We start from the raw sequence: 25,177 nt of genomic DNA on the forward strand, positions 1-25,177 counted from the left end.
AGCCGTAGTCACGGCGGATGCGTGCGTCTATTTCGCCCCGGTCGTCTACCCATGAACGCGGAAACCCCAGAAGAACGGGACTTTGTTGTGGCGCATGGAGGCCAATTTGCCTGATCTCTCCCCCGAATCGTCCACGCCCGCCGCGGAAACATGGCCCGGCCTGCTGGATGAGCTGGGCGCGGCCCTGGAGCAGCAGCGCCAGTTGCTCAAAACGCACCGCGCGCTGGCCTGGATACCCGGCAACACCGCTCTCATTCGTCTTTATGCGCGTCTGCGCCAGGTTGTCGTGGCGCTGGATGAGGAGCGGCAACTGCGCCAGGAGGAGGTGAACCAGCTTCGTCGCCTGCAAGAGATCAGCAGCGTCATCAACTCATCGCTGGACATTGCCGAAGTCCTCAACCTGGTGATGGACAGCATTGTCAGCCTGCTCAACGCCGAACGCGCCTTGCTCATGCTCCGTGACGATGAGACCGGCCGGCTGGAAGTGCAGGTAGCCCGCAACATCAATCGGGAAACGATAGAACAGGCCACTTTCGACATCAGCCGCAGCATTGTCAACGCCGTTTTTGACACCGGCGTGTCCGTCGTCACGACCAATGCCAGTTCCGACCCCCGCTTTTCGCTGCAAGAGAGCATCATCAACTTTAGTTTGCGCTCCATCCTTTGCGTGCCCCTGCGCATCAAAGAGGTGACGTTTGGTGTGATCTACGCCGACAGTCGCGCCATCACCAATGTTTTCGTGGAGGCGGACCGCAATCTGCTGGCTGCTTTCGCCAACCAGGCTGCCAGTGTGATTGAAAACGCGCGCCTTTTTCGCCAGATAAGTGATCAACTCGCCGACATCACGGCGATGAAGTTTCTCATGGATGACGTATTTGCCTCCATTGCCAGCGGGGTGATCACTATTGACATGGCGGACCGGATCTCGCTTTTCAACCATGCCGCCGAACGAATGCTGGGCATCTCCCCGCATCAAGTCCTGAACCACCCCTACCACGAGGCCCTGGCGAGCATCGGGCATGTCGTGGCGGTGATGGTGGACCAGGTCAAGCGGCACGGCGGCACGCGCTACGCGGAAATAGAGAAGGCATCCTCTCATGGCGGGGGCAAAACTTCGCTGGTGCTGAACTGCTCACCCCTGCGGGATGCGCGGCAGGAGACATTGGGGGTGGTGATTGTGCTGGACGACGTCACGGAGAAGAAGCGACTGGAGGGTGTGCGCCGCTATCTGCCCCCCGGTCTGGTGGATCGCGTACATGACCTGACGGCGGCGCAGCGCCCACAACGGCAAACGTTGAGTATTATGTTTGCCGACGTGCGCGGGTTCAGCGCGTTTGGCGAGTGGCTGCCGCCGGAGCAGTTGGTGGAGATCATCAACGGCTATTTTACGGTGGCGGCGCGTGCGCTGCACGCATACGAGGGCGTGATTGACAAGTTTTTGGGCGATGCCGTGATGGTTTTATTTAACACACCGCTGAATCCGCAGGCCAACCACGCGGAAAGGGCGGTCCGGGCGGCGCTGGCTATGCAGGAGGCGCTGACGGCCTATCATGCGCGTATTCCTGAGGCGCATCGGCTGCATTTTGGTATTGGCATTCACACCGGCGAGGCGGTGGTGGGGAATGTAGGGGGCGATTTCCGCCAGGATTACACGGCGATTGGGGACGCGGTGAACCTGGCAAAGCGGCTGCAAGAGCTGGCGCAGCCGGGGCAGGTGCTGATTTCTAGCCAGGTGTATGCGCTGGTGCGTGCGTGGGCGGCGGTGGAGGCGCTGCCGCCGGTGCAGGTGAAGGGGCGGCGATCCGTGGAACAAATTTATGCGCTGCGGCGGGGTGCGTTGTCGTAGGAACTTCAACGAGCCAGATGACGTGCAAAACTTCTTTGAGAATAGTGGTCAGTGGATAGTGGGCAGTGGTCAGAAGCACATTTCAACTATCATCAAGATGGATCTGCGTCATCCATGACATCATGATGACTGGAGTTGGGGGAATTACACATATGGTGATCGGAGTCGAGGCTTCAGCCGGGTCAACCCCCATATGTGGACCGATTGAAGCCGCCATTCCATAAACGCCAGAGTCCAGACGATTATTTTCATCCATCGTAGTGCGCCTCGCTCATGGGGAACGCCTGTGAAAATGTAGGGCGATTTTCTAAATCGCCCGCCCGATTTGGAAAATCGGGCTACGACGGCCTATCATTTTCATTCATGGTGGGGAAAGCTTGTGAAAAAAGGTGGGGCGAGCATCCTGTTCGATTGTCCGAACAAGATGTTCGGACTACTTTTTGTTTGCCGCACTTTGGGGGAACTTCTGGTAGACCTGCAAGGCCCGTACAGCTCTTGTTTCAGGGTTGGACGAGGATGCTGCCGAGGATGAGGCGGTCGCCGATGAGGTTGCCGGCATTATCCGCCATATGCAGTCGTCGTCCACTGGTCATCTCGTACAGACCCACTTCGATGTAGTAAGTGCCTGCCGGCATTTCCGCCGGAATTCGCAGCCGATAAGGGTCAAGCAGCCGCTGCCCCGGCAGCCATTTGGGAATCCACAAATAAGTCGGAGCCGCCCCCCCCAGCGGCGTATAATCTAACGTCGCCAGCGGACGATCCGCCCCATCAATCAGATGCACAAAAACCGTGTAACTCTCCTCCGCCGGGGCCAGGCACGCCCACTCTAACGTCAGATGCACCACGTCGCCGGGCCGCGCCGTCAGCGGCTCCGTCCACACCGCCCCCCGTCCCGCCAGCCCACGCCGCGCCCTGGCCGAAACCAGCCCCACCCGCTGCCGGAAATTCGCCAACAACCCCGCCGTGCTTACGGGGGGCGATTGGGCCGCCACCGAGAGCTGCCCCAACGCCGCCGCCGGTCCGCTGCGGTTGGCGCTCAGGTTGCGCAGCGCCACGGACACCGCATAGTCGCCCGCCGCCAGATCATGGGGCAGCGCGAAATCGAACCGCTCCACAACCACTTCTCCCGCCTGCCACAGCGGCGAAATCAGGTGGCTGTCCGTGGTGAAGGTGTACGTCAGGTGGCCCACGCGCAGCACGGGCACGAAATAATCCGTGGGGGTGATGGGCGCGCGCAGCGCCAGCGTCAGCGGCACGTAATCGCCCGCCGTCACGTTTCGCTGTGGCAGATCGTAGCCCACGACCGCCGCCACGTCCTCATTGTCCGGCAGCGGCGTCAAGTTCGCGGGGACATCCCGCGCCCCCGGCTCCACCACCTGATAGAACGGTCCCACGGGGCGTAGCCGAAAGCCCGCGTCCACGATCTCGCGGCGGTAGCCGCTGAGGTACACGGGACCTCCCGACAAATAGTCAAACACGCTTTCCAACCAGGGGCGCGCCGTGGAGACGAATTCCGGGCGCACGTCGGCGGGATCGGGCCATCTATGGGCCACAAACTGGCTGTACCACAGCGGCGTCATGTGTTCCCAATCGTTGAGCAGGACGGCGCGCGCCCCCGTGCCCGCGAACTGGTCAAACACCGCCTGTACGTAGGCGTCCCCGTCGTTGTAATTCGCCAGCGAAATACGGGAGAAATTGCGCGCGATTTGTAGCGCCGGTCCCAGCAGCAGCAGTGCGCCGGCCAGTAGCAGCAGCGGGCGGGCCTGCGGGAAGTGGACGCGGGCCTGAATGAGGCGCAGTAAGGCCAGCAGGCCAATGCCGCCGCACAGCCCCACGATGAGGAATGGCCCCAACAGGTAGGCCATCACGTCCTGCACGGTGTTGATGACGAACAGGTAATCGGCGACGAAGGCCAGACCGTAGAGCAGCAGCAGCGGCCAACGCGCCCGCCGCCGCGCCAGCCAGGCCACGCCCAACGCGACCAGGGTGATCATGGGCAGCCCGTATTGCAGCCGCAGCAGGCTCCAGAACACCAGCGCCCGATCGGGTTGGTCCGCCAGGCCGAAGTGAAACAGGTTGACGCGCAGGCCACGCGCCAGGACGACGTTGAGGAAGCCGTCAAGCGTGTTCAGGTCGTGGGGTCCGAAAATGGGTTGCATGGGGCTACGGATGGGGAAGTAGAGCCAGATGCTCAGGCCCAGCAGTGCCGCGCCGACCATTGCCAGTAGGGTGCGCCATTCGCGCCAGATGCGCGGGTGGGTGTAGAGGATGAAGAGGGCGTAGGCGGGGAAGGCGAAGACGGTTAAGGGGTGGTGGGTGACGCCCATGCCGGCATTTAACGCAAACGCCACCAGGTAACGATCCCCGCCGCCCGCCCACCAGCGCGTGAGCAAGAGTAGATTGACGGCCAGGAAGGCGGCGGTGATGATGTGGGGATTGGCGTGAATGGCGTGCTGCCAGAAGTCCGCGCCTACGCCCACGCTGAGGGCGGCCAGGAGCGCGGCGGCGGGCGGCCAGTAGCGGGAAATGTGCGTGGGTTGGGGGAGGTATTTGCCGGCAATAGCCGTGACCGTTCCGTAGACGCCGGCGGCGGCGACCGTGGCTGCTGTGGCCGAGAGCAGGTGCATGCGCCAGGGGATGTCGCCCAGTGGGATCAGGCTTTGGAACAATTTGCCGGCAAGGGTGATAAAGGCATAACCGGGGGGATGGGCGATGCCCAGCAGATTGGCGACGAAAGTATACTCAGTGGGGTCGCCCAGCACCAGCCCGCGCGCCAGCGTGAGCAGATAGAGCAGCGGCAGGAGCAGGAGGAGGAGCAGCAGGGGGGAAACCAGGGATAAAGATTCCTTGACACGAATGGCGCGACTTTTCACGAATTTCCTTTGCTCGTGTTATGCGATAGGAGTTGCTCGTAGATGGCGGACGTTTCTTTTGCTGCCTGGCGCCAACTGAACTGCCGGGCCTGGAGCAACCCTGCCTGGCGGCGATGCTCGTATTCGCCGCGGTCGGTGAGGAGGCGATGGATGACGTCGGCCATCTCGGCCACGTTGACGGGGTCAAAGTAGGCGGCGGCCTCGCCCCCCACTTCCGGGTGGCTGCTGCTCCGGCTGGCGGCCACCACCTGCCCGCAGGCCATATGCTCCAAAATGGGCAGGCCAAAGCCTTCGTAGAGGCTGGGCTGCACGGCCAGGCTGGCGGCGGCGATGATCGCGGGCAGGTCTTCGTCGGGAACCCAGCCCAGGGGTTTGACCACGTCGCCCAGGCCATCGGCGGCGATTTGGGCGAAGAAGGCGTCGTAGAGCCAGCCTTTGCTGCCGGCCAGGAGCAAATGTAAGTGGGGAAAGTCGCGCCGCAGCAGTTTGAATGCGTCCAGCAGCCGGTTCAGGTTCTTGCGCGGCTCAATGGTGGACAGGTGCAATAGGAAATGGTCGGGCAGACCGTAATCGCGCTGCACCTGGTCCAGTTTGGCGGCGGATGGGGGGCGAAAATGGTCGGCGGCGGCCTCATAGACGACATGAATTTTAGCCGGATCGAGGCCGTAGGCGGCGACGACATCCCGCTTGCTGGCCTCTGAAACGGCGATGATGGCCGTGGCGCGGCGGCAGTAGAGGGGCATGGCCAGGTTGAGATACCAGTAGTTGAGTTTTTTGTGGTAGGCGGGGAAGAGCTTGTAGATGAGGTCGTGGACGGTGAGGACGGTGGGGACGCCGCGCAGGGGGAGGAGGAGGTGTTCGGTGCTGTGGAAGAGGTCCGCGCCGGGCACGAGGCGGTTAAAGGGGACGCGCCCTATTTGGCCCAACAGCACGGCCATGCGCCACGGTTTGTAGCCCCATGGGACGCGCCGCCGGGGGGTGTGGCGGAATTCGGGGGGGACGCGCCCCTCTTTGCCCTGGTTGTAGAAGAGGGCGTAGCGATCCGGGTCGTGGGACAGCAGGGCGCGGGCGAGTTTTTGGCTGTAGCGCCCTAGCCCGGCGCGGCTGTGGACGGCGGCGGAGATGTCAATGTAGATCATGAATGGCTGGCCCACCAGTCCAGCGACCAGGCGACGGCTTTGTGGATGCCTTCGCGCAGGGGGGTGGTGGGATGGTAGTCGAGGAGTTGGCCGGCTTTGGTGATGTCGGCGACGTAGTGGGTGACTTCGCCGACGCGGGCGGGGGCGACGGTCATGTTGGGGGTGACGCCGAGTTCGGCGGCGATGTAGCGGGCCATGTTGACGAGGGAGTTGCCCTGCCCGTAGGCGAGGTTGATGGTGTGGTTGCTGATTTGCGCGGAGACGAGGCGTTCCAGACCGCTGGAAATGCCGGCAACGCAATCATCCACATACGTAAAATCCAGCACCTTGTCCTCGCCGTAGACCACGATAGGCTCGCCGTTTTTGATCTTGCGAATGAAGAGGGGGATCACCCGCTCCATGCGCTCCAGGTCGTTGTCATAGCGGCCATAGACGTTGCTGAAGCGGAAGACGAGGTAGCGCAGCCCGTAGCATTGGGCGTAGGAGTAGACGAGGGCCTCGCCGGCGATTTTGCTGGCGGAGTAGGGGCTTTCGGTGAAGGCGAAGTCGGCGTGGGTTTCGTCGGTGATGTAGCGGTAGATGTCGCCGTAGACTTCGCGGGAGCTGCTGAAGATGAGGGGGAGGTTGTTGTGCCGGCAAAACTCCAGCACATTATACACCATCGTGATATTCTCCAGCGCCCGGTCCGGTTGCCGCACCAGTTGGTGGACTTTGGCGTGCGCCGCCAGATGGACCACGGCGTCCAGGCCTGGGGGGTACTCCGCCGCCCCGATTCCCTGCTCAAAATGGCGATAGGGCACGCTCAGGTCTTGCAGCAGCGTTTCAATCTCGTTGGTCCAGGTATTGGGGCGCTTGTCCACGCCGAAAACAGTGTGTCCCTGTCGCTGCAAATGCAGACCCAGGTTTGTGCCGATCTGGCCGCTGGAGCCGGTAATCAATATGCGCATGATCCATCCTTTGTTTTGCGGTAGCACCCTTCGCTCAGAAAACGGGTTTTGAACCGCACAAGATACCGAAAAATCGCAACACAAAAGGCGGCTTGTAACTGGTACAAACCGCCTAATGATTGAAACACAGGGTTTGTGAACAGCCCGATGAATTCTACCACTCAACAGAGTAATAACTCAATGGCATTTCGACAAGCCGTTTATCAAGCGGCTTTGATCCGGCGGGCGATATGGGGCGAGGCACGGTCTACGGCGTGCATCGCCCCTTTCCACCCGCGAATGTGATGTTATGGCAGGAACCACTCGATCAGCAGATCCAGAGCCGGCGCGCCAATGACATGGGTGCGCTGCTTGATGTCTACTTCGTCACCAAACAGTGCCCCTGTGAGCAGCGAGTCTTCGTGCAGTTCGATATGTCCGTCGAGAGCCAGGAACGTGCCTAGATAGACGCTGTTTTGGTGCAGGTGTACATGCCCTTCTGGGATGCGGAAGAGAATGTCGCTGGCCTGCCCGCTGGTCGTCATCTCGGTGTACTCTTGCAGGTCAATGTCCTTCTCTACGTCCACGACGATTGTGTGGCTGCCGCCAGAGAGGTCGAAGTGCAGAGTGACGTGCTTGGCGACTTCGATGGTTTCGAAGGCGTATTGGCCATCGAGGAAGATGAGGGTGGCCCCTTCTTCTACCTTGAGTTTGTGGTATGCGCCGGGGGGCAGGGTTTGGGTGGCGTTCTTGGGGATGGTGATGTCGGTTGTGCCGGCATTTACCACCACTTGCACCAGCGTTAACGGCGGCATAACGGGCGGCGGCGCATCTTCCGTGATGACGCCATGGACCGCGGCCCCGTTGGCCAGCTTCACTTCCTCGCTGGCCGTCGCGTCGCCGGTAATCAGACTATCCTTCTTCAGATCAATGTCGTCGCCGGAGCGTACACTGCCGTTGACCACGCCGCGGTCGTGCAGAGTGACCTTGCCAGCGGCGGTGATGTCTCCATTCACTTCCGTGTCCTGGGCCAGGTCCACTTTGTCGTTGAAGCTGAAGATGTAGCCGTTGATGACGGCGCGCTGTTTGATTTCCACCTTCTCCGCGCTGCCCACGTTGCAGTCAATCACTGTGTCTTCGTAGACGTGAACGCCGTGTTCGATGCCGGCATACACGCAGAACTGCGCGAACCCATGTAGCACCGTCACCTGCAACGAATCGCTGCCTACGCCGCCGTGATTATCGGCCACCGTCACCGTCACCGTGTACGTGCCCAGGCTTAAGTATTGGCGTGCCAGATCGAAGTGCTTGTCCTCATCAAGTGGCAGCGGTTCCTCCCCATCGCCCAGGCCATAATCAACCGTGGCCGTCCACTGATTCTGCCCCGGATCGGTGAAGGAGCCGGTCACTTGCAGCCATTGCCCTTCAAAGATTATCACATCCGGTCCCACGTCCACCGTCGGCGGCACGTTGGTGACCGTTACCGTCACCGTGGCCGTGGCGAAACCACCCTGACCGTCGCTGATGGTGTAGTCAAAGCTATCGCTGCCGACAAAGTCCGCGTCCGGCGTGTACCGGATAGTCTTATCCGGGTTGATGGTGGCGATGCCGTGGGCGGGGGTGGTCACGTCAATGACCATCAGCTCATCGCCGTCTTCGTCGCTGTCGTTGTCCAGCACAGCTACATTGACGGGGACGCTTTCCGTGGTTGTGGCTGTGTCATCCACGGCTACGGGGTCGCTGTTGCCGATGTTGCCCGTGATGGCCACGAGGAAGAAGTCGCTGCCGCAGTCGCCGCTTTCGTCGCAGACGCTCACGGTGACGGTGTAGGTGGCCCCGCTGATGTAGATGTGCGTGCCGCCAACGCTGCCGCTGCCCACGCCGTCGAGATCGTTGACCTCACCGGCCTCAACGGTGCCATCACCCCAATCAATTGTTGCGGCGTGGACGTCGTAGATGCCGGCATCCGTGAACGTCGCCGGAGCCAATCCCACATTGTCGCCCGCGTCCGCCGTCTGGTTCGGGCCAGCCTCTACCACAGGCGGCAGATTCAGCACCGTCACCAGGAAGCTATCCTGCGCGCACACCCCTGTCGGATCACAGACCGCGACCACCACGGGGTACGGGTTGTCGCTGGCGTAGGTGTATGAGCCGTACATCAGGGCTTGTGTGCCGCTGATGACCACCGTGGGCATGGTGGGCGTGATCACCTCATCCTGGTACTCCCAGAAGAGGGTGGCGCTGTAGCTGTCCAGTGGGTCGGGACCCGTGTAGAACGCGCCGCTGAGGCTGACGGTCTCGCTTTCATGGATGGTCTGATCCGGACCGGCTTCCACCGTCGGTGGCATCCGGCTTTCCGTTTGTGCCTGGTTGTTGTCCTCGCGCCGTTCGGGGATGGCGTTGGTGGGATCGACGCGGTCGTAGAGGGTGTAAGTGGGATCGGTGACGCCGGCGACGGAGTAGGTGAGGCGGGCGGTATGGCTCTGGCCCGCGGCCAGGGTTGGCACAGTCGCCGTTCCCACCAACTGCCCGCCGTTGTCCGGGTCGCCCAGGTAGAGGTCAATGGTGGTGGCGGGGGCGGCGGAAATGCCGGCATTCACCACAAACAACTCCGCCGTACGCTCCAGCGTGCCGCTGCTCAACACAAACGGCGGCGACATGACCAGGTCAGGCAGGTTGACACCATAGACGAAGTCGGTCGTCGCCGCGCTGCGCAGCCCGGCCTGTGCCAGCAACGCCTGCACGTCATGGTCGCCCGCGGCAAAGCCACTGCCCAGGTCGAACGTGACTGTCTGGAAGCCGCCGGCGAGGTCAACCGTTTGCGCTGCCGCAAACGCCCCGTCAACAGACAGGGTTAACTCGCCCGCGCCTGGCTGCAAGGCGTACAACGTCACCGTTGCCAGCACCGATTCGCCTGCGTCGTAGACGGCCTTATCGGTAACGACGCCCACGAGAATGGCCTGCCCCGCGTCGCACGCTTCCGCGCCCACCGCGTAGTACAGGTCATCCGCCGCCAGGTGTAGCAGCTCGTAGCTGATGCGATGAACGCCGCTCTGGTCGCTGACGGGCGTGAAGGGAACTGTGATCATATTGGCGGGCTGGGCCTCCAGGCTGATCGTCTCTTCCGCCAGTTGCGATTTTGTGCCGTCCGGCTGCTCCAACCAGACGCGCAGCAGCCCCGTGACTGCTTCGTCGGAGGCAATGGTCAGGTGGAGCCGGTTGGCCGCGCCATCCTCGCAGGTGGGCGTGTCCAGGCTGGCATCGACCACACGCACTTCGGCGGCGGCTACGTCGAACGGGGTGCGCAGCGTTTCGTTCTCATGCAGGCAGTTGCAGTCTTGTGGGATGCTGTCAATGCTGTACGTGCCGCGTACGATCTCCAGCGGCAGGGTGAAGGTGAACGTGGTGTCGTGGCCGGGGAGGGGGATGATGCCGGCAAATCCAGGAGCCGTCACATCCAATTGCCCCGTGGCCGTGGTCACCACCGTCGCCATCACGGTCTCGCCCGGTTCATACACCTGCTTATCCGTGAAGATGGACACGTCAGGGTACAACTGGGGCAGGTAGATGGTGTTCAGATGGATGCTGGCGTCGGAGGCTTCGGCGTAGATGCCGTAGAACACTTTCTCGTCGCCGAGGAAAGAGACCGGGACGCTGAAGGTGAGATTGGTGCTGCCCAATGCCGGCAACGCAAACGACTGCCGCTCACTGTAATCATTGAACCGCACCAGCGCGTACAGCGGTATCGTAGCCCGGTCCGCCAGTTCGCTCACGTGCAGCGTCAACTGCGCCGTCTCTCCCTCATAGTAGCCTACTTTATCCAGCGAAGGCGTCACACCAATGTCAATCCCCTCCACCGTCAACAGAAGGACACCCGGCTCGTCGTTGAATGTGTACGGGGCGGGATACACCTTGGCTTCGATGTCTGGGGGCACGAAGAAGGTGAAGTTGACCGTGCCCTCCTGGTCGCCGGCCAGCCAGAACTGCTGGACTTCGTCCACATAATCGCTGAAGACGAAACTCATGGTCCCCTGGCCGGCGGCGGCTCCCTGGTTGGCGACGCCAAACGTCATCGTCACCGTCGTGCTGACGGGCAGCGTCAGATTAGTAGGCAGGCTGGTGAGTACGAGGTCAGGCCCCGTCACCGTGAGGGTGACGTCCGCCTGGTCCACCTCGTTCCCCGCCTGATCCAGCAGGCGCAGGTGCGCCGGGTAATCGCCCGCCTGGGCGGCGCTGACGTCCACGGGCAGCGGCAGGTCCACGCTGCCGCCAGAAGCCAGGCCGACCACCGGGGCGCTGGCGGCGAAGAAGTCCGTCTGCAAGGTCACCTGGCCGTCGAACGTTTCCAGACCCGTGTTGCTCACGGTGGCCGTGACGGGCACGGTGGCCGCGGCGGCAAGCCCGGCCACGGCATCCAGGTGCGCTTCCCGCTGCGTGACGACGAGGAAATCCACCACGCCGTTGTCAAAGGGCATCGCAAACTGGATGGTGTAGGTGTCCGCGGGCAGGTAGCCGAAGGGCAACAGCCCTGCCTGGCTCTCGCCCACGGGCAGGTCCGTGGGAATGACGAGGATGGCGACGTCCGCGCCGTCGCTGTTTTGCAGCGTGAACGTGGCGTCGAAAGCGGTGGGCAGGATGCCTGTGTTGGTGAGTTGGTAGGGAACGTTCACCTGGCCCACGGGGTAGACGGATTGCGGCGTGACGGCAATCGTGGCCGCTTCGCCGAAGAGGACGGTTGTCGTCAGGGTGTCGTTGCGGTCGCCGGTGAGCGGGGCGCTGATGAGGGTGTCCTGGGTGATGCTGAGGCTGCCTTCCAGGCGGGCGACCTGCCCGGGGGTGAGGGCGAAGGTGCTGCTGTTGGTGACGTTGGCGATGGCGGCTGTGACGTATGCCGGCACGACGCCCGTATTCGTCAGCGTCAGCGTCGCCGAGAACGGCGCGCGTCCGGCCACCGCGGGCGCGGCCAACTGCGCCACCACCTGCGGCTCCGCCACTGTCACCGTCTTGAACACTGCCCGTCCATTGGCCGTGGCCGCCAGATTGAAGTTGGTGGAACTAAGCGGCGCTGTCGCCGTCAGGACCACTTGATACGCATACCCCTGGCCCGGCGAGAGAGAAAGCGCCTGCGACAACAGCAAGTCGCTATCATGGTACAGGCGCAGCACCATGTCTTCTACCAGGGCGCTGGTGTTGGTGACGTTGCCGCTCATCTGGATCGTGTCGCCCGGACGGTAGATGTCCTGGTCCGTGTCCAGGGTGAGGGCGGTGGTGGCATCGTAGAGATAGAACGGGTACTGGTCCTGGTCCAGAAGCTGCCCCGTTTCCGCGAAGACGCGCCCATCCAGCTTCAGGCGACCACTGACGTTCAGCGGTCCCGCCAGGCGAGTGACGTCCAGAGTGTTGGTGGTGGTGACGGGGACGGTCTCTTCCCAGAGGACGAAACCACAACCATCCGCGTAGGGCAGCGGTTGCCGGCAGAATCCGCCCGCAATGGAGGCGAAGATTTCCGGCAAGTCCGCGGAACTGGGCGCGTAGTAGAAGTCTTGCGGCGAAGAAGCAATCGCCTGCATCAAGGCGGTGTCCACCCCCGATCCCAGGCCGATGGTGACGATGTGCGTGCCCGCGGCCTTGGCGTTGTTGGCGGCGTTGATCGGATCCTGCCCCGCGTTGTTATAACCGTCGGAGAGCAAGATCATCACGGGAGCGACGGACGGGTCTGCGTTGGCTGCCAACTCTGCCTGTCCCACGGCCAGGCCATCACCGATGGCCGTGGAGCCACTGGCAACCAGAGCGTTAATCGCCGCTTTCACGGCATCGCCATCCTGGGTGAGTGGATAGTTGAGCGAGGCAGTGGTGGCAAAGGAAGCCAGTCCCACCTGGTCAATATCCAGGTTCATCAGGTCGACAAAGGTGATGGCTGCGGCTTTGGCGTCAATGATCGGTTGGCCGCCCATGGAACCGGACCGGTCAATCACCAGCATCACATTCAGCGGCTGTACCTGCTGTGGGTCGCAGATTTGCGGTGGCGGCGGCTCTTCGATGATGGGCGTGTAGTGCAGGGCCAGGCCATCCACAATCACGCCTGCCTGGTTGTACACGGTCTGTGTCGCTTTCGTGCCGTTGATGTTTTCCACGCCGACGGTGGCGCTGTTGGTGGCTGTCACATCCTCGTATTGCAAGGTGAAGGTGTTATCCGCGCCATCCAGGAGAATCTGGAACGTTTCCGGCGAGGCGGTGCTGCAGCAGTGCGTCACCTTCTCCCACTGCACGACGTACAGCGTGGGGCTAATCTGGCGCGTGTAAATCTGGCCATAGTTGCCGCCAATCGGATACAGGTCGTCCCACAGGCCGTAGATGGCGTTGTTCGGGGTGTTCGGGTTGGGCAGCGCGCCGTTGGCGTTGTGCGTGAAGCCGTTGCCGAAGCTGACGAAGCCGTTGGAGCCGACGTACATCTGTGTGTAAGGCGTGCCATACAGCTCGAAGGGGAAGCCCAGGTCTACCTGCGTGAAGGTGTTATCGGCCAGGGCGACCACGTTTGTGCCGGCAGGCGGGGCCACATCCTGCCACGTAATCGGAACGGTTGCCGTCAGGTACGTGGGTACGGTAATCGCCTGCGTAAACGGCGTTAGCCTGTACGCCAGCCCATCCACGATCACGCCTGCCTGGTTGTAGACAAGCTGCGTGCCGTAGTTGCCAATTTCATTCTCCACCCCCACCGTGGCGCTGCTGGTGGCCGTCACGTCCTCATATTGCAGCGTAATGGAGTTGTCCGCGCCATCCAGGAGTATCTGGAACGTTTCTGGCGACGAGGTGCTACAGCAGTGCGTTACCTTCTCCCACTGCACCACGTACAGCGTGGGGCTGATTTGGCGCGTATACACTGCCCCGTACAGTCCGCCAATGGGGTAGAGATCGTCCCAGAGGCCGTAAATGGCGTTGTTGGGCGTACTCAGGTTGGGGATAACTCCATTGGCATAGTTGGTGTAGCCCGTGCCAAAGCTGACGAACCCGTTTGAGCCGACGTACATCTGGTTGTAGGTGTTGCCATAGAAGTCAAACGGGAAGCCCAGATTCACCTGCGAATAGGTGTCATTGCTCACGGCCACCACCTGTGTATCGTCCGAGGGGGCGATCTCCTGCCAGGTGATAGGCATGCTGCTTTGGATGTAGGAAGGAATGGTGATGTACTGGGTGACGGGGGCCAGTTTGAACGCCGCACCATCGACGATGATGCCGCTCTGGTTGTAGGACAACTGCGTTGCTTTTGTGCCCGTGTTGTTTTCCACGCCGACGGTGGCGCTGTTGACGTAGGTCACGTCCTGGTATTGCAGCAAGATGGAGTTGTCCGTGCCGTCCAACACAATCTGGAACGTTTCCGGCTGGGTGCTGCTGCAACAGTGGGTGACGCCATCGTACTGCACCACGTACATCGTGGGACTGATCTGGCGTGTGTAAATGACGCCGTAAGCGCCGCCGATGGGGTAGAGGTAGTCCCAGAGGCCGTAGATGGCGTTGTTTGGCGTGCCCGTAGAGGGGATAGCGCCGTTGCCGCTGTTGGTGTAGCCCGCGCCAAAGCTGACGAAGCCGTTGGAGGCCACGTACATCTGGTCGTAGCTGTTGCCATAGAAGTCAAACGGGAAGCCCAGGTCTACCTGCGTGTAGGTGTTTGTGCCTACGGACACCACGTTGGTGTCGTCGGGCGGGGCGATTTCCGTCCAGGCCAGAGGCGGGCTGCTCTGGATGTAGGAGGGAATGGTGATGTATTGGGTGACGGGAGCCAGTTTGAACGCCGCGCCATCAACGATGATGCCGCTCTGGTTGTAGGACAACTGCGTTGCTTTCGTACCCGTGTCATTCTCCACGCCGACGGTGGCGCTGTTGACATAGGTCACATCCTGGTATTGCAGTGTGATGGAGTCATCGGAGCCGTCGAGGACGATCTGGAACGTCTCCGGTTGGCTGTCGTTGCAGCAGTGGACGACGCCATCGTACTGCACCACGTAGACCGTGGGACTGATCTGGCGCGTGTAGATCGCGCCATAGGTTCCCCCAATGGGATAGAGATAATCCCAGAGGCCGTAAATCGCATTGTTTGGCGTGCCCGTGTAGGGGATAGTGCCGTTGCCGCTGTTGGTGTAGCCCGCGCCAAAGCTGACGAAGCCGTTAGAGGCCACGTACATCTGGTCGTAGGTGTTGCCATAGAATTTGAAGGGGAAGCCCAGGTCCACCGGTGTGGTGTTGTTGTACCCCATGGCCACTACGTGTGTGCCATCGGGCGGGGCGACGTCTGTCCAACTGATGGGTACGCTGGAGAGCAGGTAAGAGGTGACGGTGACGGTTTGGGTGACGGGCATCAGTTTGTAGGCCGCGCCATCCGTGATCACGGCGGTGAGCATCAGCGGGGCCGCTGCGCCGCCGCCGCCGCCAAAGCCGCCGTCCGCCAATTGCGTGGCGACGGTTCCGCTGGCGTTTTCCACGCCGACGGTGGCGTACTGGGGCAGGGTAAGCTGGAGATATTGCAGGGTGATGGAGTTGTCGGAGCCATCGAGGATGATCTGGAAGGTCTCCGGCTCTCCCAGGCCACAGCAGTGCGCCGACTCCTGCCATTGGATGATGGTGTGCGTGGCGTCTACTTGCTCCGCGTAGACGTTGCCGTAGTCGCCGCCGACGGGGTAGAGGTCGGTCCACAGACCGTAGATGGCATTGTTCGGCTCGTAGGGGGAGGGGATGGGTTCGTTGTAATACTCGTAGTAGCCGTTGCCGAAGCTGACGTAGCCATTGGAGCCGACGTAGAGGTCGGTGTAGGTGTTGCCGTAAAACTCGAAGGGGAAACCGATGTTGAACAGGGTGTAGGTGTCGTCTCCTTCGGCGACGATGGCCCCGGTGGCGGAGATGTCCTGCCAGTTCATGGTAACGTCGGCGCTGTCGTAGTTGAACTGCTCCACAAGCTGGGGCACGGGCTGGAACTGTAGGGCGAGGCCGTTGGTGATGACGCCCGTTTGCGTGATGTTGTGTTGGATGGCCAGGCTGCCGGTGTTGTTTTCCACGCCTACGACGGCGAAATCAGGGGCGGTGACTTCCAGGTATTGCAGGGTGACGGTGTTGTCGCTGCCGTCGAGGATGATCTGGAAGGTTTCGGGCGTGCCGGCATTACAGCAGTGTGTGACGCCTTCCCATTGGACGATCATGCGGGTGGGGCTGATTTGTTGCGTGAAGATTGTGCCGGCATCTCCGCCCACCGGATACAAGTCATCCCACAACGCATAAATCGCGTTGTTGGGGAAATTCGGGTTTGGCAGCGGCTCATTGTACGGATTCGAGTAGTACGGCGGGTCAAACGTAATGTACCCATTGCTGTCCACGTACATCTCCGTGTACGTGTTGCCAAAAAACTCGAACGGGAAGCCGATGTCCACCAGGCTATACGTATCATTGTCCGCGGCCACCACCGTACCGCCCGCGGCAATATCCACCCAATCCATGGCTACCGGCGTGCTGTCGTAGACGGCGTCTTCAATCACCTGCTCCTGTGGCGCGAAGTGAATGGCCGTGCCATCCGTGATGATCCCATCCTGGTTGTATGCCACCTGAATGCCATAGTAACCGGTGGCATTCTCCACACCCACGGTGGCACTGCTCGTGTAGGACACATCCAGGTATTGCAGCGTGATGCTGTGGTCACTGCCATCCAGCAGCACCTGGAACGTCTCCGGGAAACTGGGGTCGCAACAGTGCGCGACCCGCTCCCATTGCACAATCGTCAGCGTGGGGCTGATCTGTTGCACGTAGACGACGCCATAATCGCCGCCAATGGGGTAGAGATCATCCCAGAGGGCATAGATGGCGTTATTCGGATAACTCACGCTGGGGATGGGACCATTGCTACTGTAATTGTAGGAAGAGCCAAACGTGATGTACCCGTTGGAATTGACGTACATCTGTGTGTAGCTATTGCCGTAGAATTCAAAGGGGAAGCCGATGTCCACCAACGTGGATGTGTCATTAGCGACGGACACAACCGTGCCTTCCGCGGCGATGTCCACCCAGTTCAGGGGGACCGCGGTGTTGTTGTAGTTGACGTCGGGGATGGACTCTTGCTGTGGCGCGAAGTGAATGGCCGTGCCATCGGTGATCACGCCGTCCTGGTTATAAACAACCTGGATGCCGTAGTAGCCGTTGGCATTTTCCACGCCGACGGTGGCGCTGCCCGTGTAGGATACATCCAGATATTGCAGCGTGATGCTGTTGTCCGAGCCGTCCAGCAGCACCTGGAACGTTTCCGGCGAGCCGGTGTTGCAGCAGTGCATCACTCGTTCCCACTGCACGACGGTGAGCGTGGGGCTGATCTGCTGCACGTATACGTTGCCGTAGTCGCCGCCGATGGGGTAGAGGTCATCCCAGAGGGCATAAATGGCATTGTTCGGATTGCTCACGCTGGGGATTGGCCCGTTGCTGCCTGTGTTATAGGAGGAGCCAAACATGATGTACCCATCGGAGTTCACGTACATCTGCGAATAGGTGTTGCCATAGAACGTGAAGGGGAAACCGATGTTTACCAGCGTGGATGTGTTGTTGGAGACGGAGACGACCATGCCGTCCCCGGCTATGTCCACCCAGTTGAGGGGCACATTCGTGGCGTCGTACATGATTTGATCGACAACTGTCTGCCCCGGATTCAGCTTAAAGGCCACATTGTCGTCAATCACGCCCGCTTCGTTGTAAGCGATCTGCACGCCGAGGGAGCCGGTGATGTCTTCTACGCCTACCGTGGCGCTGTTCGTGAGGGTCACGTCCAGATACTGCAAGGTGATGCTGTTATCGCTGCCGTCCAGGATGATCTGGAAGGTTTCCGGGGAACTGGTGTTGCAGCAGTGGCTCACCTCTTGCCACTGCACCACCGTGCGCGTGGCGTCGATTTGCTGCACAAACACGCTGCCGTAATCGCCGCCAATGGGGTAGAGGTCATCCCAAAGGGCGTAAATGGCGTTGTTTGGCGTTGCCAGGCTGGGGATGGGGCCGTTGGCGTAGTTGGTGTAGCCCGCGCCAAAGCTGATGAAGCCGTTGGAGCTGACGTACATTTGCGTGTAGGTGTTGTCATAGAATGTGAACGGGAAGCCAATGTCCACCAGCGTGTAGGTGTCGTTGGACGGGGCCACGACTGCGCCGCCGGCGGCAATGTCAATCCAGTCAATGGGCACGACCTGGCTCTCGTAGGAAGGCTCCGGTAGCGAGGTGTCTGCCGTGCCGTTGCTGCTGTTGTCGGAGCAAATGCGCAGGCTGAGGTCTTCGCCCGTGAGCGCGCCCGAATTCATGAGAATCTGGGCCATGGTGGTGATGGCATCGGTGCTGAAGTAGGCGGGCTGCTCTGTTTGCACAAAGAGGGAAGCGGAGACGCCATCCACATGAATGCCGGCTTGCTGCTGCACCGCTGCGCCCGTGGCCCCGTTCTGCCCGTTAACGTTCAGGTAATAGGTGCCCGAGGCCGCACCCGCCGGAATGGGCAGGGTGACGGTACTGATCTGACCGGCGAGTACCGTGACCGTGACCGTGTCCGTAACAACGGAGATGTCGTACTGGTCCACGAGGTTCATCGTTGCCGTCACCGGCGCGTCTACGCCGCCCAGGTTGCGGAATTCGATGGGGATGGCCGCGCCCGCCGGGAAATCTGTTTGTGGCACGAAAGCGGTCACCCGCGAAGGTGGCACGAGGAAGCGGTTGGTATCCGTGACGACGTCCGCGAGGGCCACGGAGAGGTCCGCGGCATGATAGCCGGGGCCGAGCGTGGGCGTCAGCGGCAGGGCGAAGGTCAGTGCTGCCGTCTGTCCGGTGGCGAGGGGGAGTGTCTGGACATGGGTGTAACCCAAATCGGGAATGGAGAGGGTGAGCAATGGCGTGAGGTCGAAGTCGCTGTTGCCCAGGGTGACGGTAAGTCCGAGGGTCTGGCGTACTTTGTAGCTGGCCTGGTCAAAGGCGAGATTGGTGGCGATGGCAACCTGGCGCGTTTCGGTCCAGGCGCGTTCGCTGTATTGGTCGGCGGCGGTGAAGTCGAAGCGGTAGCTGCCGTATTGTGCGGGCAGGCCGGTCAAGTCGTAGTCAATGGTCACGTTGTCGCCGGCAGCCAGGTTGTAGGTTTGCGCGGGGAGGGTGGTGGTAATGCCGGCAGGATCCGTCACCACTCCATTCAGCACACCGGCCAACGGCAGGTAGGCATGGGGATTGGCAACCGTGACACGCAGGGGATCGGCGGCGGTGGGCGGGAGCGCCGCGGGCAGCGTCACGCCAAACACGGCCGGACTCTGTGGCAGCGTCAATGCGCCCACCGCGCCGCTGACAAGCAAATCCTCCTGGTACACATCCGCCTGCACGCGGTACGTGCCGTTGGTGGCGGAGAGCGGGACCGTGAAGCTGAGAACCTCATCCTGGGTGATGCCCGCGGCCAGGGAAAGCGGCGTTTCCGCGCTGTAGAGCAAGCTGTTGTCCGGGGCGGTCACGCGCAGGCGCAGCTCAAAGTTGACGGCCAGATCGGCCAGATTGGTGACGCTGCCGGTGATGGTCACGTTTTGGCCGCGGGCATACTGTGCCTGATCCGTGGTCACGGTGGCGCTGGCGACGGCCGTCGCTTTGCGCGTCTGGAACCAGGTCTGGTCCTTCTGCGCGCCGTTCTCATACAGGTAGGCGAAAAGACGGTCGTTGGTGCGCATGGGGAAGACGTGTACAAACTGGCTCTGGCTATTTGGCCCCACGTCCACGGTGCGCGAGAGGTCGCTGAAGTTGCCGTAAGTGGCGCGGTCGCCTGTTTCCCAGGTGTGGTGGGGCAGGCCGTAGCGCACTTGTAGGGTGCGGGTGATGTCGCTGTTGTTGTAGAGCGTGAAGGTGAACTCGCCGTTTGTGCCGGCAATAAACCGTTCCGTCGGCGCATTGACACTAAAAGCTACCTCTTTCAACGGTTGCGACAGCGGGCTGGGATTCTTCACCACAAACCGCTCTCCCGGTTGCCGTGCCTGAATCACCGCCCCCTGGTCATCCAGCAGCGTATAATCCACGCGCCAGATGCCCAGTGGTGTGGTCGCCGTGCCCGTGTAGGTGAGCGTGGCGCTGGTGTTTGCGGCAATGCTGACCGCCTGCGTGGTTTCGCCGATCACGTCCTTGCCCGGCGCCAGCAGCGTCAGGCGCACCGCCGCCGCATCCACCGTGCCGGCGTTGCTGACCACGACAGGTAGGGAAATGGGATCGTTGGGATCGTACTCCGGCAACAGGGCGGGATCAACGGCCCACGCCAGCAGGTCGCGGTTGAGGATGTAGGCGTCGGAGGTGGTTTGCCAGTTGGTCAGGCCCCAGTCATCGTAGGCGGTGGTGGCAATCACTTTGCCCGCGCCATAGTCGTAGCGCACCATGGCCGGCTGCCCGTTTTTGGCGCGCCAGAGGAGGATGTCCGTGTCTGCCGGCAAATCGGTGAAGTACCCGTCTACATTTGAATCCAGAATGGCGTCGCTGAAGCCGGAAAGCACCTGATCGTAGTTGCGAATGTACAGCGAGGAAAGATTACAGGAGTTGTCCTGCGACCAGCCATACCCATTCAGGCCGCCGCCGGGCAGCACCGAGTACTCGTCGCCCCGCTGCTGGTCAAACACGATGATCGTGCCGCCACGGTTGGCGTATTCTTCCAACCGGGCGCGGAAAAACGCGGAATTCTCCAGACCATAGAGGCCACCGGAGGGGATTACCAGCACGGGGTAATCGGCGACGATGTCCGGGGAGAAATCGGTGTCCACCAGCGTATTCGGCTCCCGCAGGGCGTTGATGAAACCGGACGCATCGGGGGCAAACCCATTGAAGAGGACGGCCACGCGGGTTGGCTCTTCGTCCAGGGGCACGGGGGCCAGGTTTTGCGGGCTGGCGGCGGAAAGGTTGTCGTCGGAATGGTCGCAGCCAGGGCCGTCAATGACGTTTACGCTGACGCTGACGGAATCTTTCACGTCCGTGACGATGCCGGACGCGGCGATCACTTTGACGGTTCCGCCAGTCGTGCCGGAAATGCGCAGCGTGACCGTGCCGCTGGCCCCGTTGTTGACGGTGATGCTGTTCTGGCTGAGGCTGGCGGAGACGCCGCCGGGCTGCAATGTAAGCTGATAAGTGTCGTTGTTTTGCCCTTCGATGTTGTTATTGCGGTTGTTGATCGTCAGGGTGACGGTCTTTTGCTGTGGGCGGCAGCGGTCAATGGTCACGGAGGTGGGGGAGGCGGTCATATCCGGGCCGATGACCATTTCCCGATTGTCGTTGTGGCCGTTGTAGTCGTGGGAGACCATGCGGATGGTTTGCGGGCCGGCATTATCGGCCAGCGCGCCCGTATTCCATTCGGCAAACAGCAAGTAGGGTGGATTTGCCCCGCGCGCGGCTGTCTGGTAGCCGTAGAAATCCGTCTCGTTGTCGGCGTTTGTAAAGGAGTTGAACTGGATGTTGCGGATTTCGGTGCCGTTGACGGAGAACTGCACGCGGTAGGGGGCGAGGCGGTTGCCGCCTTCCTGGTCACGGGTTTCGGCAATGATGTAGGTTGTGCCGGCAATGCCCGTGGCATTTGCGCTCAACAAACGATCGGAGCGCAGGTAAGAGTGGGGCACGACGGGGGTGGCCGCGTCATTCCAGGACACATAAGCCAGGGGATTGTAATAGGTGGCGTTGTCACGGGCGAGAACGTCGAAATGCAAATGGCACTGCGACGTACCGACTGTGTCCATGCTGCCAATGACCGAACCCTGGTTAACGTACGTGCCGCGCGGCAGTGTCGTACGGTTGTTCATGTGCAAATAGCTGCTTTTTAAGTCTTGGTGGTCCAGGGTGATGGCGCTGCCGCTGCCTACGGGCGCGGAAATGACACCGCTGCGGGTTGCGCGTACGTCATCGCCACAGCCATCTGCGCCGCTGAGGTCAATGCCGCCGTGCAGGCGCGTTCCCAAATAGCCGCTGTGGTAATAGCCTTCGGCGAACGTGCCGGAAACGCGCACGGCCGCGTTGTCGAGCGGCCAGTGCCAGGCGTTGCCGTCGGCGGACCAGACGTTGGCAATCGTGAATGGGACGGGATTGCTCCAGTTGCCTGGGGCGTCTGCCATTTTGGCCCGCGCGCGCCAGAACAGGGTTCCATTGATGGCCGCGGATTGCCAGTAAGTGACGTTGTTGTTGCCCGTGCGCTCGGCCACGTTGTTGTTGGTTGCCACGATGTTGTTGAAAGTGTTGTCCGTGGCGACCTGTATTTCGTAGGTGTAGCTGCCGTCCGGGTTGGGGGGGGTGTGCCCATCGTGTTGTACATTCTGGACATTGAAGTAGACCTGGTTGACGCGGATCTCTTCATTAGCCCGGGGATGCAGCAGTTGGGGCAAACGGCTAGGACCGACGGCAAAGACGTTGGAGCCGGCCGTGTTGCCGCTGCCATCGGTGACTTGCAGGTAGAAGCGGTGGCCGACGTCGTTGGCGCCGTTGAGGTTGAGGTTGTAGCGGTCAGGCCCCGTGCCGGCATCGTTGTCCTGCGATGGTTGATAATTCCCCGCCGCCTGGTCGGCGCTGCGATACCATTGATACGTATAATTGGCCACGTTGCCATCAAAACCGGTCAAATTGGTAACCACCAACACGTCCGTTTCGATAGCCACATCACCGCCGCGGGCCGGCGCGATGCTGACGGAAACCGGTTGTTGGGCAAACGTCGCGGAACGAGAAAGCCCGATTAACAAACCAAAAAAGGTGAGACACGCCAGCGTCGCCAGACGCCAGCGCCAGGAGAGAAGCGAAAACGAAGCCATGTGATACTCCTCGCACGCGGCATAATAAAAAATCTACGGCTGCTTGGAAACCGCAACCGGCCAATTTCGTCAAGAAAATGAAGGCTTTAGGATGTGGTGGGGCGTTGTCACTCTCAGCGGCGCGAAGAATCCCTATTTCCCGGATGCGTCACGTCGTTCAGTAGGACAAATCGTGAACCCCTTGAGATACCATAGAGCCGGAAAAGGCCGCGGTCCGAAGCAAATACGCTTGTTGAATAATCAGCGATCTTGTTCGATTGAGGAGGAAGTTCCCCCTGACCGAACCCCCGAAAAGATGAGAATGGATTGTCCACAGTAACGGCTAAGCCAGATTGGCCCCGTTTTCTCTGGTGAAATTGGTCCAATCTGGTACTGTCCACGATCTTCGGCTTCTGGCGAAGTGCTGTTATTCTCAACGGCGCGAAGATTCCTGATACCAGCAGGACGCTCCACTTTGTTCCGCATGAAAGGGTTTTAACCCCGCGAGATACCCAAAAACCGCGACTACTCGAAATAGAAGGCACAATGCCACATAGTAGGACTATATGCTAGAACGTGACAAATGGCAGTATAAATGAAACCGGACAAAATACAAGAATTTTCCGCGGCAATTCTCAATTTGGAATCAATATGATACACGGGTGAAACAGCGCGAATTCCCCTGGCGCACGGCGTGGAATCTACGGTTGACGAGGGCGTCCATTTGGCTGCAAGCGTCGGCTTTCGCGCCAGGCGGCCCAGGCGAAGCGCGGCAGGGCCAACATGCGTCGCCAGCGCCACGGCTCGCGCAGCAGGCGGTGCAGCCACTCTAGCCCCAGTTGTTGTATCCAATGGGGAGCGCGTACGGCTCGCCCGGTGATGAAATCCAGCGCCCCGCCCACGCCTAGCGCCAGGCGTACGGTTGCCAATGTATCCCGGTTGCGGGCGATCCATTTGTCCTGGTTAGGCGCGCCGTAGGCGACGAAGAGGACGTCGGCCTGGCTATCGTTGATGCGGCGGACGATGGCTTCGTTTTCGTGGAGATGGGGGCTGCCGGGGAAAGTGCCGGCAATTTCCAATCCCGCATACCGTTTCCGCAGAATCTCGCCCGCCTCCGCCGCCACGCCCGGAGCCGCCCCCAATAGGAATAGTCGCCAACCATGCGTCGCGCACGCAGCCGCCAGATGATACACCAATTCCGACCCGGCCACCCGCTGTGGTAGCGGCCGGCCGTACCAGCGAGAAGCCCACACCAGGCCAATCCCATCCGCCACGCACAGATCTGCTTGTTGCAAAACGGCGCGAAAAGCGTCATCCCGCTGCGCCGTCATCACAAATTCAGGATTGGCCGTTGCCAGTTGGTGCAGTCGCGGCTCGGCCATGAAGGCTTCCACGCGCGCCAGGGTTTCCGCCACGGTCAGGTGGTGAATGGGGATGTCCAGAATGCGTGTGGTGGTTAATGCCGGCATTGTTCCCCCATCACGCTGCCTTACTCCCTATCGCCGCCTGTTGCAGCGTTTCCAAAACCTGGGTGGCGGCTCGTTCCCAGGTGAAGTGGGCGGCATTGGCCTCTCCGGCGGCGATCAACCGTCGGCGCAAATCCTCGTCTATGATCAGGCGCATGATACCGTCGGCGATTTCGCCTGCTCGCTCGGCGCGAACCTGCAACGCGCCCGCTCCGGCCACTTCCGGCATGGAGCTGTTGGCGGCGGTGAGCACGGGCACGCCGCATACCTGCCCTTCCAGCACGGGGAAGCCGAACCCTTCGTATAGTGATGGGTAGAGGAGGGCGGTGGCTCCGGAAATCAAGGCGGCCTTGTCCGCGTCAGGGATGTAGCCTGTCAATAGAATACGCCCGGTTATTTCTGCCGGCATCGCCGCGATCTGTGTCAAAATCGGCTGCGTCAACCACCCCGGCTTTCCGGCGAGAACGAGTTGGTGCGTTTGTGCCGGCAACTGCGCGAACGCCTGCACCAGCCGCGCCAGATTCTTGCGCGGTTGCAGCGTGCCCAGATAAAGCAAATAAGGGGGCGTAATCCCGTAGCGCGCCTGCACCGTCGCCAGCGTCGTCGTGTCAGTCACCCGTGCCAATCCCGGATCGCGCCCCGGATAGACGACGCGCACTTTACTGGCATCGACGCCATAAAAACGCACGAGGTCGGTCTTTGTTGCTTCCGAATCGGCGATGACCAACCGGCCGCGGTGGGCATTGTGCCGCGTACTCCAGCGCAAATAGGCAAGCTGCCACCGCGGATGCGCCCGCGGAAAATAGTGATAGCCCAGATCGTGGACCGTCGCCACGCTGGGGCCTCGGTACGCCAGCGGAATAACGTGCGCGGGCGTGAAGAACACGTCTGGGGGATGATGGCGTAATTCGCGCCCCAGGCGCAGATGCGTCCACAGGCGGCGCAGCGGAATATGAACCGGAACCACACCGGTTTGTGCCGGGAATAATCCGGGTGGAGGAGACTGATTGAAATACAACCGGATTTCGTGTCCGGCGGTCAGCGCCAGGGGAATGACGGCCTGGAGCAGAAAGCGGGCGTACGCTTCCGTGCCGGTGCGTTGTGTCGGAGTAGCGCGGCTGGCGTCAATGCCAATGATCATCACAACACGTATG

The 25,177-nt window shown here is 61.2% G+C and carries 7 protein-coding genes; 1 reads left to right on the plus strand and 6 read right to left on the minus strand.

The annotated features are described in order from the left end of the window. The first annotated feature begins 106 nt into the window (after nucleotides 1–106). Entirely contained in the window at nucleotides 107–1,846 is a 1,740-nt protein-coding gene (locus tag H6650_03810; GenBank protein ID MCB8951120.1) for a GAF domain-containing protein, read from the plus strand. Nucleotides 1,847–2,346: 500 nt separating this feature from the next. On the opposite strand, the gene H6650_03815 is transcribed toward H6650_03810, so the two are convergent. From H6650_03815 to H6650_03840, 6 genes are all read right to left on the minus strand, one after another. Continuing rightward, nucleotides 2,347–4,719: a DUF2723 domain-containing protein gene (locus H6650_03815; protein ID MCB8951121.1), complete on the minus strand. Its 2,373-nt coding sequence runs from the start codon at nucleotides 4,717–4,719 to the stop codon at nucleotides 2,347–2,349. Beyond that, nucleotides 4,716–5,858 carry a glycosyltransferase family 4 protein gene (locus H6650_03820; GenBank protein MCB8951122.1) on the minus strand — a complete coding sequence of 381 codons (1,143 nt, stop codon included), beginning with the start codon at nucleotides 5,856–5,858 and terminating at the stop codon, nucleotides 4,716–4,718. Before H6650_03820 ends, H6650_03815 begins: the two co-directional genes overlap by 4 nt. Continuing rightward, nucleotides 5,855–6,805, minus strand: a complete 951-nt coding sequence (locus H6650_03825) for an NAD(P)-dependent oxidoreductase (protein ID MCB8951123.1) — start codon at nucleotides 6,803–6,805, stop codon at nucleotides 5,855–5,857. Before H6650_03825 ends, H6650_03820 begins: the two co-directional genes overlap by 4 nt. Nucleotides 6,806–7,092: 287 nt before the next feature. Next, on the minus strand, nucleotides 7,093–22,578 hold the full coding sequence (locus tag H6650_03830) for a VWA domain-containing protein (protein MCB8951124.1): 15,486 nt from the start codon (nucleotides 22,576–22,578) through the stop codon (nucleotides 7,093–7,095). Between the two features lie 680 nt (nucleotides 22,579–23,258). Next, a complete protein-coding gene (locus H6650_03835) occupies nucleotides 23,259–24,026 on the minus strand; it encodes a WecB/TagA/CpsF family glycosyltransferase (GenBank protein MCB8951125.1) in 768 nt (255 codons plus the stop codon). Between the two features lie 10 nt (nucleotides 24,027–24,036). Beyond that, on the minus strand, nucleotides 24,037–25,164 hold the full coding sequence (locus H6650_03840) for a glycosyltransferase family 4 protein (protein MCB8951126.1): 1,128 nt from the start codon (nucleotides 25,162–25,164) through the stop codon (nucleotides 24,037–24,039). Between the last annotated feature and the right edge of the window lie 13 nt (nucleotides 25,165–25,177).

The organism is Ardenticatenales bacterium (assembly GCA_020634515.1).
Lineage (GTDB): Bacteria > Chloroflexota > Anaerolineae > Promineifilales > Promineifilaceae > JAGVTM01.

What these genes read in the sequence shown, in the direction of transcription:
- H6650_03820 (MCB8951122.1), bottom strand. Translation starts at nt 5,858, where the DNA reads ATGATCTACATTGACATCTCCGCCGCCGTCCACAGCCGCGCCGGGCTA.
- H6650_03825 (MCB8951123.1), bottom strand. Translation starts at nt 6,805, where the DNA reads ATGCGCATATTGATTACCGGCTCCAGCGGCCAGATCGGCACAAACCTG.
- H6650_03830 (MCB8951124.1), bottom strand. Translation starts at nt 22,578, where the DNA reads ATGGCTTCGTTTTCGCTTCTCTCCTGGCGCTGGCGTCTGGCGACGCTG.
- H6650_03835 (MCB8951125.1), bottom strand. Translation starts at nt 24,026, where the DNA reads ATGCCGGCATTAACCACCACACGCATTCTGGACATCCCCATTCACCAC.
- H6650_03840 (MCB8951126.1), bottom strand. Translation starts at nt 25,164, where the DNA reads ATGATCATTGGCATTGACGCCAGCCGCGCTACTCCGACACAACGCACC.